At 68.0% G+C, this 14,204-nt stretch carries 7 protein-coding genes and 1 pseudogene; 4 read left to right on the top strand and 4 right to left on the bottom strand.

The features are described 5' to 3' along the window. Positions 1-53: 53 nt before the first annotated feature. A complete protein-coding gene (locus AV521_RS44920) occupies positions 54-3,683 on the bottom strand; it encodes an SIR2 family protein (protein ID WP_143658766.1) in 3,630 nt (1,209 codons plus the stop codon). Positions 3,684-3,888: 205 nt separating this feature from the next. Next, entirely contained in the window at positions 3,889-5,136 is a 1,248-nt protein-coding gene (locus AV521_RS44915) for a DNA sulfur modification protein DndB (RefSeq protein ID WP_079249736.1), read from the bottom strand. A 333-nt stretch (positions 5,137-5,469) separates the two neighbouring features. On the opposite strand from AV521_RS44915, the gene AV521_RS44910 reads away from it, so the two are divergent. The 4 genes and pseudogenes from AV521_RS44910 (at position 5,470) to AV521_RS44895 (ending at position 10,620) form a co-directional block, all read left to right on the top strand. After that, entirely contained in the window at positions 5,470-6,099 is a 630-nt protein-coding gene (locus tag AV521_RS44910; protein WP_256725998.1) for a DUF6308 family protein, read from the top strand. 180 nt (positions 6,100-6,279) lie between these two features. After that, positions 6,280-7,455 (top strand): tyrosine-type recombinase/integrase, encoded by a 1,176-nt coding sequence (locus AV521_RS44905; RefSeq protein ID WP_256725994.1) that lies wholly within the window; start codon positions 6,280-6,282, stop codon positions 7,453-7,455. 269 nt (positions 7,456-7,724) lie between these two features. Beyond that, a pseudogene (locus tag AV521_RS52465) lies at positions 7,725-9,452 on the top strand (tyrosine-type recombinase/integrase); the annotation flags it as partial. A gap of 589 nt (positions 9,453-10,041) precedes the next feature. Further along, entirely contained in the window at positions 10,042-10,620 is a 579-nt protein-coding gene (locus AV521_RS44895) for a DUF6262 family protein (RefSeq protein WP_076097737.1), read from the top strand. A gap of 51 nt (positions 10,621-10,671) precedes the next feature. Here the strand turns inward: AV521_RS44895 and AV521_RS44890 are convergent, their stop codons facing one another. Further along, positions 10,672-13,317: a DEAD/DEAH box helicase gene (locus AV521_RS44890; RefSeq protein ID WP_076097735.1), complete on the bottom strand. Its 2,646-nt coding sequence runs from the start codon at positions 13,315-13,317 to the stop codon at positions 10,672-10,674. 60 nt (positions 13,318-13,377) lie between these two features. After that, complete coding sequence (locus AV521_RS44885) at positions 13,378-14,031, bottom strand: hypothetical protein (protein ID WP_076097734.1); 654 nt, start codon at positions 14,029-14,031, stop codon at positions 13,378-13,380. Positions 14,032-14,204: the final 173 nt, after the last annotated feature.

Below are 14,204 nucleotides of genomic sequence, written 5' to 3'. Positions count from 1 at the left end.
GGCGCGGGATGTGCGTGACTTGCGGCGGGAGCCGGGCCAATGTGCTGGAATCGTCATTTAGGGCAGTTCTTGGCCCAGGTCAGGGCGTCGGGGCATCCTGCCTTTGCAGCGCCCTCGCAGGCTTGTCGGAGGGTGGGCACGAGTTCAGGGTCGCCGGTGGCGATGAGCGCGTGCAGGACCGAGCCGATCTCCTCGCACACCGCGACCGGGCCGTCGAGGTGCGTCAGGACGTGGGCGGCGAGCTGGGCGGTTTCGGTGGGGTGTTCGGCCAGGACCGGCGAGTCTTTGAGGTTGCGGAAGAAGAGGAAGGCTCCGGGGAAGCGCGAGGGCGACTTGACGAGAAGGCCGACTGCTTCGGGGAACAAGTCCCCTGCGGGTAGGACCCAGTCGAGCATCTGCCCACCTTCGTCGGCGGTGAGTCGGACGGGGCGGTTGTCCAGGCGCCGGGCCCAGTAGTCACGGACCCAGCGTTCCCAGTTGCCCTGGGCTTCGGCCGGTTGCAGTTTGCCGAGTCGCCAGCCGATGTGCTGCGCCCACAGTTTGCGGTCGGTGTCGCTTGAGGAGCTGAGGAAGGCGGTGAGGATCCCGTGCTCCGGCTGGGCGGCGGTGGCACTGTACAGGCACAGGTCGGCGACATGGGTGACCAGCGTCGGCCGCAGTTGCTCGTCCTGGATGTGGGTGAAGCACTGCAGGAGCGAGGGACGCAGCAGTTCCAGGACGCGCTCGTTCCAGTACGGGGCGGCTAGGTAACCGGTCCACGCGGCCCGCGCCGTGGCGGTGTCGGCGGCCCAGTCGAAGGCGGGGAGCAGGTGCGTGGTCGTCCAGTTCTCGTCGATTGCGACCAGAGCCGGAAGGTTCTGGGCGAGGGTGGCGACGGCAGTGAGTGTGCGCGGATGCCGCCCGTCGACCAGCGCGGTCAGCGCAGCTCGGCTTGCTTCGGGCAGGCCGGTCCGGCGGTCCTCGTCCGTGGCGTTCCAGCGTCGGACTGCCTCCTGCACCCAGAATGCGGTCAGGCCGTAGGACCAGTCGTTGAACAGATCCATGGCCGCCGGGGCCGGTCCTTCCTGCTCGGCTTGTTCGACCAGGGCGCCGCCGATGACCTCGCAGGCGGCCAGCACCCGCTCGCTCGAGGCATGGTCGGCTGCCAGGGCCCGCAGGAGCCGCACTGTCGCCGCATGCACCTCCCCAGTGACCGCCTCCTGGTTGAGGCGGCCGAGGATTCCGAGTACGTCAAGGGCCGACTCCTCGTCCAGCCGGGGGGCTGTCTGCGTCCACGCTTCGAGCAGGCAGGGCCACAGATCAGTCTGCCATTCGCTTCTGGTCACCAGAGCGGTGGCGATCCGAATGCCCCACGCGGGGGTGGCAGCCGCGGCCTCGGTCACCTTGGGCAGCATCGCCTGGCGGCCGGCGAAGACGTCGGGGCGCGGCTCGCCCTGATAAGTGAGCAGCCGGTCGATGTCCTCGTCGGAGACCATCGACGACAATTCCTCTGTGGTGACTGGGCTTCGCGTCACGATTGCCTGGAAGGTGATGTTGAGATCCGGGCACTTCCTGGCGGTGAAGTTCGGGTGGGCCTGCTGGAGTTCATTCAGTGCCTGCTGGGCTTGGGTGAACGAGGGGTCGTGCTGGCAGGTCCAGGTGAGCAGGTTGTAGACCTCATACGCACGCAGCTCGGCACGGCGCGGTTCGCCATCGTCGGTGTCGGGGCCGGCCAGGATTCGGGTGAGTAGGTCGCTGCGGACGTCTTCGGTTCCGGGCAGCGCATTGGCGATGAGCCGGAACACCTCGTGCTTGGTCGCCGTTGCATACAACAAGTCGTGTGTCAGCAGCCAGCGCAGCTTGTCGTCCGCGCCGATGTCGGTGCGGGCGTTCCACCCGTGGACCGCCAGGCGCTGCAGGAGCGCAACGTCACTGCCGGCCCACGATTCGAAGACCGAGACCGCAAGCTCGGGTGTGACCTTGGCCAGGTGCTCTGAGCAGTCGCGTGCGATGTCGATGACCAGGTCGAACCCGGTCGGGGGAGTGTCCTGCGGATGCGGCTCGATCGCGGAGCGCTGAAAGCTGCGGAGGTCGAACCCGCTGGTGTCCCGGTTGGCTGAGCAGGCCGTCTGCGCGTTGCGCAAGTGCCGCTCCATGCCTGCCAGCATCCTGTGGGAGATCTCGTCCAAGTGCGAGCCGCGCAGCCGTTCCCAGACCTCGCGCAGGCTGTATTCGTCGCCGGTGAGCGTGTCGACGTCGAACCGCACCGCGCCCGGTGCAGTGAATGAAGGCACCATCTGGGGTTGAGGCGCGATCAGGTGATCGAGCAGCAGCAGGATGGAGTCCCGATGCTCGGGCCAGTCCAGGGAAGACAGAAGCCAGCTCAGGGCCAAGCCGGAGGCCTGGCTCCGGATCAGCATCGGCACCCATCCGCCGATGGCCTGGGCATCGGGCTGCGTGGTGCGCAAGGAGGCAGCGACATCCTGCGCCGTGGTCGGGTGCAGCACTCCGCGGCGCTGGTGGACGACCGCCATGGCGTCCGCGGGAAACTTGGCAGCGAAGCTGTGGGCGAACCACCAAGACAGGGCGCTTCCCACACGGTCGAGGGCAGGACCCCGTTGGAACAGCGGCGCGAACGCGGGCTGGGCACTGGCCCAGTCAAGCCAGACCGGATCCTGCGCGTGACGCGTGAACAGGGACACGGTCTCCTCTTGGGAGATGACCGACTCCAGATAGGAGAGCCGCGCCGGGTCCTGCGGCACCGACGCCCGGGCCGAGCCGTCCGGCTCCTGCGGGGGTGCCACCAAGTCCATGATCTGATGCTCCTGTTCGAGCAGCCCCCAGCCGGACAGTTCGGCCCACCGCTCAAGGCCCTCGGTGAGCGCGGCATGATGATCTGCGCTCGGGTACGTCACCGCGGTGATCCCCATGGCCAACCAGTCGCGGTTGGGCGGCGCCTCATCGCTGATCAGCCCGAAGCGCTCCGTTCCCGGCGGCAGGCCTCTGCCGAGGTATTGCATGATCAGGTCGTTGTGGCTGTAACCCACGAACAGCACGCAGTACGTGCGGAACATGTCCTGCAGGAACCGCGCCGCCCACGCATCGGTCAGATAGGCCCGGCCGAAGTCTGCGAACGTCGCCACCAGATCCTGCGGGCGCTGGTCCACGCAGCCGTGCAAGTGCACGATCCCTGTGAAGTCCCGGCCCAGCGGAAGCGCGGGGGCCTGGTACACCGCGGGCGGCTTTCCGAAGAATGAGGCGGCGGCGGTAGTGAGGTGCCGGTCGTAGTTGGTCGTAACGATCCGCAGGTCACCTGCCGACGGGAACAGGCGCACCAGGGCGGAGTGCACCGCGTTGGGCTGCGTGGACGCCTCCACGAGCCGCTGGATCCGCTCGTGGACGGGCAAGTTCCGCTCCGCCAGACGCGTCAGGAACTGATCGGGGGCACTCGTGGCCTCCGGTGTCACTTCGGCGCCGACCTCCCCGGCGACTCGGTCGGCTAGTTGCGCGAAGGTCGGCAGGGATGAGGGAGGAGACATGGAGGCCCCTGCCCCCACGAACAGCACCAGGCGGCCCCGGCGCTGAGCCTGCAACACTGGCTCAGGGATACTGAACTGCCCGGTCAACCACACGAGCGACCTCCCGCCTCGATCCCAGGGCCGAAGACTAGAGCGTTCCTGAGGCCCGAGAACACCCGGTTTCAAGCGATCGCCATGGGCTTGCGAGCGTGCCCGGCCGCGTCCCTCCCAGGCCCTGACCAGGCTGCGCAGCGCCGTTCGGCTTTTGCGAGTGCGGCCTTGGAACGCGGGCAGGAAAGTCGTCCGAATTCTGGTCCGTCGACCATAGCCATGCACCGCGCCCCTGCCGGTGTGTGGCTGGCGGGGGCGCGGTGGTGCGGAGTGGGTGGGGTCAGGCCTGGCCGCGGATCTTTCGGCCGTTCTCGCTGTCGGGGAAGAGGATCGCGTCGGCGACGCGGCCTCCGGAGTCCTTCACGCCGCCCGCGAAGGAGATGCCGCCGGTCGCGGTGGCCTTGCCCGCGATTCCGTCCCAGTAGGCGGCTTTACGGTCCCACTGGACCGTGTCGAGGAGCTGGCCGAGGCGGTAGGAGGTGAGGCGATCTGCACCGGTGCTCCACGGCATCGCGCGGTTGAACGCGACGCCGAGGCCGGCGAGGAGGGCAGGGGTGGTGACGGCGGTGCGGGCGGCGAAAAGCGGGAAGTACGTCTCGATGAACCACGAGAGGATGTCGGTCACCTCGGTGCGCACCGTGTCCGCGGTGGTGCCGTCGGGGATGTCGTCCTCGGTGATGGCGGCGGAGGACAGGGCGATGCCGGGCCGGCCGAGCATGGTGGTCACGACCAGAGCGCGCAGGCCGGACAGGGTCAGGAGTTCGGGGTCTCCCGCGGACAGTTGCCGCTTGGTGGCCTGAACGAACGTGGAGAACGGCACCTTCGTGCCGTCGTTGTTGGTGACGATGACGGATCCGGCGATGTCGTGAGCGAGCTGGGTCGCGAAGTCGCGCTGGTCCATGGACATGGCGAGGTTCTTCGCGACGGTGACGCCGAGCACGTTGCGGTCGAAGAACACCTGTCGCGCCTCGGGAATCTGAAGATCCCAGTACAGCTCGAAGGGGATGCGGACGGCGCGGAGCTGAGCGGCGGTGACGCCGTAGGCATCGGGGTTCTCGGCGATCTCGTGCCAGGCGGTCATCTGGGTTTCGCCGTCGATCGCGATGACGTGGGTGCCGGTGACGACGGTCACCTTGCAGATGCCAGTACCGGGGACGAGCTCGGTGGGGTCGACTCGGACGGACTCGGTGCCGTCCTCCGGGGGAGCCCAGAGGGTGACGGGGGGGTGGGACCAGCCGTTTCCGTGTTCGCCCTTGATGCCCGCGGCGAGGTAAGCGGCATAGGCGGGGATGTTCTTCTTCTTCTGGGTGTCGCGCACGGTGCGCTGGACCAGGGCGCGGATCTCGGCGTGGCGGCGCTGGGTCGGGGTGGCCCTCTTCATCACCTGCTTGTCCTCTTCCCGCTTGGGGTTGGGGACGAGGGCGAGGAGGGTGGGGAGGTCGATGACGCCGATGACAGATCCGGCGCGGAACGGGATGACGGTGAGCGGGACGCCGGAGATGGCGGCCGTGGGCATGGGCAGGCTCATGCTGGGTTCCCCCCCCAAATCATGGTGACCGCGGCATCGAGTGATGACGCGTTAGATATGACTGTACCTCAGGAATGCAACTGCGGAAGCATTTTTGTGATCTGCGGGCGCCGAAATCGCTCATAGGGTGAGCTGCGGGCGTGATCTTCGAGAGTCAGGTGCGGGTTTCGTTGCCGCGGATACGCTCTGACCAAGGCTCGGGGAACGACCGTGCCCCCGCCGGACGTAGCCGGGGAGGGCATTCCGGGCACCGCTCGCCGTGATGAAGGAGGGGGAGGCATGATTTCTCCCGCTGGGACGTCGTTGTCGTCGTTGGGACAGCGGTTGCGTGTCGTGCTCGGCGCTGAAGGCGTTGTTGATGACCTGCGCCGCTACTACGGGGTCGGTCTGCCGTCCGGCGCGGTGCCGTTCACCGGCGGCCGGTTCGAGCATCTGGCGGGTGAGGGAGACCGGCCGGAGGTCGCCGACCGGTTCACGGCGGAGGACCTGGTCGCGGTGCAGACCTTGTCGGTGACCGTTCCGGCTTCTGTCGCGCTGGACATTTTGGAGGGCCGCCTCGGCACGCAGCTGTCCGGTCTGCTGCACGCCATTCCCAGGGACATTGACATGGTCGGCGCCGGAGCGGACGTTTTGGCCGAGGGCTCGCCGGCGGACCAGGCCTGGCACCTCCTCTGCGCCCAGTACGGAGTTGACTGGGTGATCGCTGGGAAGCTCTTGGCTCGTAAGCGTCCGCGGCTGTTGCCGGTCTACGACAAGGTGGTGCGCTGCGCTCTGGGCCGCCCGCGCCCCTCGTTCTGGCTTGCGCTGCATGCCGCGCTGCGCGCGGACGACCGTTCCCTGCACCGCCAGTTGCTCGCGCTGCGCCAGGTCGCCGGGGTGCCGGAGACGGTGAGTGCGCTGCGGGTATGCGACGTGGCGGTGTGGATGGGACACCGGGCCGAGGGTCACGCCTGTCCTCGCTGACTTCGGCAGCGAAGGTCCCCTCCGGTGTTCTGGCGTGTGAGGGTGACGGACTTTACCAACCGTCGCTGGGGTGTGTGTGACGTTCGCGTGGAGTGGTCCGTGGGTGTGGGGGAGGGGTGTGGACTCGGGGCCAGGGTGCCGCCGGCGGGGCGGTTCCCGGTTCGGAGGGGGTGGTGCGGGGTGGGTGGTCGGCTTGTGGTGGGCGAGTTACGGGTGCAGGAGATCGTCCGCGGGGGCGGGCGGGTCTGTTACACGGTCGTGGATGCGGACTGCTCGGTGGTGGCGGAGGCGGACGGGTTCCTGCGTACCTGCGCCGCGGGTACGGACCGTACGTATGCCTATGTGCTGGTGGATCATCTGCGGTGGCTGCGGTTCGCGGGCCTGGACACGGGGTCGGTGTCGCTTGAGAATCTGCGGCACTACATGGCGGCTTTGGGGGCGGATTATCCGGGGCCGTTCGGGCTGCCGTGGCGGGAGGGAAAGCGCCCCTACGGGCACAGTGCACTGAAGACTGCGGCGGCCTGTTTGAAGGGCTTCTACCTCCGCCTGGGCACCCACGGCGTGAACCCCGCACTGGTCGAAGCACTACGCGCAACACGGCTGCCCACGCGGGCGGATAGGCGGCGGGCGATGCTCGGACACGTCCTGCACAGCATGCCGGCGAACCCTCTGGCTCCGGCGGAACGGGTGCGCCGGCATCCGAAGATGCTGCCCGAAGGCGCCCGGGATCTGCTGCTGGGGGCGGTGTCGTGCGCGCGGGACCGGATGGTGGTCACGTGGCTGGCCGACGGCGGTTTCCGGATCGGCGAGTTGTGCGGGCTGCGCCTGGTCGACCTGCACCTGCGCGAGCAAGCAGCGTGCGGTCAGTGCCGGGGGCCGCACGTGCACATCTGCCATCGCGAGAACAACGCCAACCGGGCCCGGGTCAAGACCAAGACACCCTGGACCTGGCAGGACAACGCGGTGAGCGGGGGAACGGTACGCCGGGCGAGCCCGGCGATGATCCACACCTACTTCGAGTACGTCACCACCCAGTACCCGGCCCAGACCGCTCATGGCATGCTCCTGGTCAGCCTGCACGGCCCCACCCGGGGCCAGCCGTGGACCACGGCCGCGGCCTGCGGCATGCTGCGCCGAGCCGCAGCCCGTCTGGAGATCGGCCGGGTGGTCCCGCACGCTTTCCGGCACAGCTTCGCCACCGCGGTGCTGGACGCCGCACGGGGCAACGCTGTGATCGCGCGTGATGCCGGCGGCTGGGCCTCAGCGGCGACCGTCGAGCAGGTCTACGGCCACGTGGACGTCCACGACCCGGTCTTCACCGCAGCGCTGGAGCAGGTGTGGGGGACACGGCCGTGATCCCGCTGACGCTGCTGCCCGGCCGCACCGACACCACCCGCATCGGCCGCGACCGGCTCGAACTGCTCACGGCCCTCATCGAGGCCCCCGCCTTCGACCCGCTCTTCCGCGACACGCTGATCTTCATCCCGCCTCACCACCCGGTCTACGCCTGGCAGTGCGGCGTCGACGGCTGTGAACGCATCCGCCGCGTCAGCCACAACCTGTGCGGTTCCCACTGTCTGGAGTGGGAACAGGCAGAGCGGGCCGGCCAGTCCAAGCGCGCCTTCATGCACGCCGCAACGCCTCTTCCGGCCGCGCGGGGAGTGGACTACGGGCGCTGCCGGATCTGCCCCGACCGCCCGGCCCTCAGCCCCACAACCCAGCTGTGCCAGCAACACCAGAACCGCTGGCATTATGGCTCGGCGGCGCGCGTCGACCGGAACCACCTCGGACAATGGGCTCTGGCCCAGCACGCCTTACCCGGCTTCGGCCTCTGCAAGGCCCGCTGTCCGTTCCTGGCCTGCGGCTCGGTGGGATTGTGCATCCAGCACCAGGCCCGATACCAAACCGAGCAGCGTCCGGGAGGAGCCCGGTCGGAACACATCCACGGCCGCATCAAAGACGGACGCCCGCTTCCCGTGACCTACGACGACGAGTCCGCCTTCCACACATGGTGTGCCACCACGGAACCTGTGTCACAGCCGGGACTGGTCAACCTCCACGCGTTGCCCCCGTTGCTGCGGGCCGAGATTCAGTGGGGCCTGCACACTCATGCCCAGGCCGCACAGCACTCCGAGTGGACCACCAACGGCATCAGGAATCTCGTCAGACATTGCCGGCGAGGCGGCATCACGTCCCTGATGGACCTGCACGACGAAGGCTACAAAGACCTGACACGCAAGCAGATGGACTCCGAGGTCCGCAAGATCATCTGGGAGATCGTCAACGGTCTGCGCTGTGTCTACTACAGCCCCTCGGACACCAAGGACGCTGGCTTCCTGGAGACCGATCACTTCGGGCGACGCTTCAAGAACTCCCAGAGCCACTTCGACATCACCGCCGTACCGCAGCGGTGGCTGCGCGACCTGCTCTGGGACCATCTCGCCGAGTTGCTCCGTTCCCCACAGTGTCCCCGTACCCGAGGACCCTTCGACCAGATGCGCCGCGCCGCCGTCGAACTGGGCGTCTTCCTCGAAACCGACGCCCCCGACGCCGGCCACGACCCCACCGTGCTGCGCCGTGCACACGCCGAGCGGTTCGTCGCCGACCAGCGCCACCGCGCCCGCCACGGCCTGCCGTCCCTGGGCATGGTCCTGGTTGACGGACGATCCCCCACCGTCACCGACCTGACCTGCCAATTCGTCTTCAACCAGGCACGCAAGCTGCTCTACAGCGCCATCCCCGCCGGCCACGCCGAACGCCTCGGCATCGACACCGGCTTCCTGACCGCCATCCCCTTCGGCGGAACCGGCCTCAAGCAGCGCTCCCGCAACCCCTTCAGCGACGACGTCGCCCGCACGCTGACCGACGAGACCAACCTGCGCCGCCTGGAGGAACTCGACCTCAACGACCGGGGCCTGCGGGACATCTGGGAGACCATCGTCGCCACCGGGCGCCGCTGCAGCGAGGTCGTCGGACTGCGCCTGGACTGCATCGGCCGCTACCGCGGCCTGGCCATGCTGTGGCACGACCAGACCAAGGTCGGCAACTACAACGAGGGCATCCGCATCCCCGAGCCCATCTACCACCGCCTCGACGCCCGCCGCACCAAGACACTCCAGCTCTTCGAAAAGCGCTACGGCCGCACCCCAGCGGCTACGGAACGCCCCGGCCTGGCCCTCTTTCCCTCCCACATCCGCAACCCCAACGGCCGACAGCCGATCTCCTACGGACACTTCAACGAGCGCTTCAGGACCTGGATCGCCGACCTCGACCTCGGCGGCGCGTACGTCGCCCACCAAGCCCGCCACACCCTGGCCACCAACCTGCTGCGCGCCGGCGCCACGCTCACCCACATCCGCCGCTACCTCGGCCAGCTCTCCGAGCGCATGGCCGAGCACTACGTGAAGATCACCAACAGCGACCTCGAAGACGTCCTCAACACCGTCTGGGTAGCCGGGCCCGGCGCCCCCACCCCAGGCAAACTCCTCTCCGGCGACACCACCCCCCTAGACCGCGAGACAGCCCTCGCCCTGGCCCTGGACCTCTCCCGCCGCAGCACCCCCGCCGACGGCGGATTCTGCACCTACCAACCCGTCGTCGACGGCGGAGCCTGCCCCTGGAAACTCGACTGCGAAACTGCGACAACTTCGTCCTCTCCGGCGCGGACCTCCTCTACTGGCGACGCAAAGCCGAACAGTGGCGCTCCATCGCCGAGAACGCCCCCGACGACACCACCGCCGACTACCTCCACACCGTCTTCGAACCCACCGCCAAGGCCATCAAGGGACTCGAGCAGGCCCTGGCCGCCCTCGGCATCCTCGACGAAGCCCTCACCCTGGACCTGCGGCGCCCCCAGGACTACTTCCACCGCACCTGGAGCACCGCCTTCCGCGCCCGCGACCTCGCAACACTGCAGGCACCCGACGACGCCACAGGGCAGCCATGAGCACTTCCCGCACCGACGCGGCCGTACGAGCCCGCCGCCAAGCCACCCAAGAGATGCTTCAACGCCTGCAGACCGCCCTGGCGGCTATGGCACGCGACCACACCCCTGTCACCGTCGCAGCCCTTGCCCGTACCGCCCGCGTCTCACGCACCTTCCTCTACCAAAACCAGCAGGCCAGAGCCCTGATCGAGCAGGCCACCCGCACAAGCAGACCCCAACCCGGCATCTCCAACAGCCGCAGCCGCACACAGTCCGCCTGGAGGGAGCGCGCCCTCAATGCCGAAGAGGCACTCGCCCAGACCCAGCGCGAAATCCTCACTCAGCGCACCCGTATCGCAGAACTCCTCGGCAAGATCCGCGACCTCGAACACGATCTCCCCGAAGGCTCACTTCAACGGATCGTCACCGAGAACACCAGTCTGAAGCAGCAAGTACGACAGCTCACCCAGGACAACCAACGCCTCCAAGAGCGTCTGGCCAGCGCCCGCCAGAACAATCGTTTCCTGGACAAACGCGTCGCAGATCTTGAAGCCCAACTCGCGCCGTATCTCACCGCCCCACCTTCGCCACCGTGACCCAGCCTCGGTGCATCGCCAGATGCGAACGGCACGCTTCCTCGTTCGTCGTCAGGCCCAGTCGATGCCGAGTTCGGCGAGTGCGGTGCGTTGGTCGTGGGTGAGTTTGTCGCGGCGGGTCTTGGTATTCGATAGCCATACGCCGAGCTTGTGGTGGTGCTCCTGGCCGTCGATGACGACGCGTTCGACGTGTCCCCTCGGCACTGCCTTCTGGACGCCTTCGCGTTGGATCCACTGGGTGAGGGCCGCCAGACCGCGCTGGAAGGCTGATCCTTTCCCGCCGCCCTTGGCCGCCGGGGCCGGGGCGGGCCGCTCGGCGGGTGTTACACCCAGACTCGCGAGCCGCTGCTGTTGCTCTTCGGACAGTTCCGCCCAGCTTTGACGTTGCCGCTGGAGCCATTTGCCGAGATCGTCGCCTTCGAACTGCACCCCGGGCTGGATGTCGGGAAGGCTGCCATCGGCGTCGACCAGGTCGGCGAGGACGCGGTAGTGGCGTTGCCAGTCGAGTGGCCAGGGACAGTTCCAGTCCGGGTCGATCTGGGCGAGCTGGGCGGCGCGGGCTGCCGCGCGCTGCGGGTTTTTGCCGAGGCCGTCCCTGCGCCGAAGATTGGCCATGTGCTCCCCGACCGGGACCAGTTCGCTGTCGGCGTCGCCCCATACGGCATCTCGCCTGGGGGCGAGGTGACCGTGCGCGCGGCGGTATGACCGCAATACCGCCAGCTTCTGCTCCCAGGCTTCGTCGCCGGGTTCCCAGACCATCCCGGCCTCGTCGAGCAGCACCTTGCGGTGGTCGTCGAGTTCGCCCGCGCGGTAGGTGCGCCGCTGCTGGTGGACCCACCGCCCGAGCGGGAACGCCTTGGTGGCGCCGGCTTCGGTCTCGGTGTCGTACGGGATGGCGTACAGGCCGGTGATGTGGTTGTCCTTCCGCCAGCGCAGCAGGGCCTGGTAGCCCTCGAGCCAGACCAGGGACTCCGGCCGGTACACCCGGGTGCGCAGGAACGCGGCGATCGTCGTCGCGTCCCTCGGGGTAGAGAAGTGCAGCAGTGCTGACTCCACCGCGCCCTCGGTCTCGTCCTGCCCGCCCTCTCCTTCGGCCATGGTGCCGATGATCCGCCCGTCTTCGTCCCGCTTCACGTGCACGTGCCGCTGCCCGCTGCTCAGGGCCCGGCTGGCGAGCTGTTCGACGAGGCGTTCGGAGTGTGAGCGCAGGCCTTGGAGGACGGCTACGAGGGGTGTGAACGAGGCGGAGGCGACCATGTCGGTCGGGTCTTCGCCGGGCTTAAGGAAGACGGGCACGATGATCCTGGCGGTCTTGGTCGTGCCGTCGGGGTTGGGGCGCAGGGCCCGGCCGATGTTCTGGACGATCTCGACTTGGGAGCCGCGGGTGTCGGCGAAGCACACCGCTTCCACGCCCCGCTCGCCGATGATGTCGACGCCTTCGCCGAGGACTCGGACGGAGGCGAGGAAGGCCCGGTGTACGCGGCGGCCTGCGGCGTCGATGCCATTGGCGAACTGCCGTAGGGCTTCGCGTCGTTCGGCGACGAGGTGGTCGCCGCACAGCCATGCCGACCACACCCGGTCTGGCGGTACGTGGCGGCCGGCCTCCAGCTGGTAGAACTCCGCGTCGATCGACGACTTCGGCAGGGCGTCCGCGTCGGCCAGAGCGTCGTCGGTGACCTCGGCCGCGTACAGTTCGGCGGCCGTCTGCGGCATCTTCTCCGCGAACGCCATCGCCTCCTCCACCCGCTGGTGGAAGGTCATGACCGTGCGCAGGTTCCGCGCGGCGGCGTGCTCCAGGAGCGCCGTCTGCAGCAGGGCGAGGCGCCGGCCCCGCTGCGCCTCCTCCGACTCCCCGAGGACAGGGGAGGGGTCGTGGATCTCCAGCACATCGATCTCGAAACCGGCGAGGATGCCGCGTTCAATCGCCTCGGACAGTCCGAGCTCGTAGATCCACTCCCCATACGGACTGTCCGGGTCGGACGCCATGGTGGCGATCTCCAGCTCCTGGCCCTCCCGGCCGCGCTGCGGGCGCGGCGGGGCGAGGATGCGGGGGGTGGCAGTGAGGTAGAGCCGGAAGTCCGCGGGGATGCGGGTGTTGTCGTGGATCGCCGCCCACGGCCGTCCAAGATCGCCAGTGGTTGAGTGGGCTTCGTCGACGACAGCGAGGTCGAACGGAGCCATAGTCTGCCCGTACAGCCGCTCTCCGCCTGCCAGAGCGGCTTCCAGCGGCCCGCGGACCTTCCGCTGGCCCATCGGGTCCTCCGGGTCGTCGCGGTCCACGAGGGAGGCGTACGTGGCGAACACGACCACCGGCCCCTTCCCCGCCCACAGCGCCAACTGGATCGCGTTCGTGGTGGTCCGTACGCCCAGCTGCTCCAGGACGTCGTCCTTCTCCAGCGAGCACACCGCGACCATCGGCCCGTTGTGGCCGACCCTCCGCCACGCTTGAACGGTCTGCACGAGCAGATCGAGGGTGGGGACCATGACAAGGATCCGCCCGCCACGGAAGCACTCCAGCGCAGCCCACGCGGCCGTGATCGTCTTGCCGGACCCCGTGGCGGACACCACCGTGGCGCGCGCCCCTTCCGCGGGCACAGAGGACCTTGCAGGGAATCCGACCCACTTACGGATACGCGCAGTCGCATCCACCTGGTGTTCTCTGAGCACGATTCGCTGAATTCTAAACTGTCCTGTCATCAGTTCCTCTTGCCGAGAGCGGCGTTGCAGCCAGATGTCTCATCGATGGCAGGTGAGCTCTTAAGCGCCGAGCCCTTTGAGGCCCCATTCATCGAGCCCGGAGTAGACCGTTGCCGTCCGGCATTGCGGTGCCAACATGCACTCAGCTTCCCCGCGGTAGACGGCCACAAGAGAGTCAGCTCCTCGCCACCAGGTGTCTGCACGTCCGGCAACCTCCAAGACCGGTTCCAAGCCGTCGAGTTGCAGCGCCTCCACGGCTTCACCGGTCACCGTGGTGATAGTGCGGGCGCACCGGCGGGCATGATCTGCGAGGGCCACCGACTCCACCCACCCTGCGATGCTCCCATGCAGAGGCACCCAAGTGCCGGCATGGATACCGAACTCCCCCTCGGGGCCAATCATGAAGGCGTAGGGAAGCGCGGTGCGCTGCAGCCCGGCCCCGAACCACCAGCCCTCCGCCTCCGACCCCTCAGGGACATCCGCACTCAGCGAACTGGGGCCACCGTCGTAGTGCGGAGACGGAGGGAGGGCAATCCCGCCCCAGATTTCCTGGTACGCCACAGCACGGTCAATCTCTGCTGCCGGGATTCCATGCTCCAGCCACCGGGCCCGATGCTGCTCCACACCAGGATCAGGAATACGGTAACCATGGATTTGGACGAAATATTGAGCCCTGCGCGTAAGCCCACCAGGAATTTTTTCCCTGAGCGTCACTCGATTCACCTCATCTACTCTGCCCACCCTGTCGAGCCCACACAGCTTTGAAGGTGTGACTAGTTTTTACCAACTCTACATGCTGCATCAAAACGGAGGCATGTACTACGCTGAAACTCGACACGAACGAGCAGCCCCTCTCCTCGTAGCCAGCCAGGCCCGCACTAGCGGGC

This window comes from Streptomyces sp. IMTB 2501, assembly GCF_001953885.1.
Classification (GTDB): domain Bacteria; phylum Actinomycetota; class Actinomycetes; order Streptomycetales; family Streptomycetaceae; genus Streptomyces.
The sequence above is the reverse complement of the archived record's forward strand: the minus strand, read 5'-3'. Positions and strand labels throughout refer to the sequence as shown.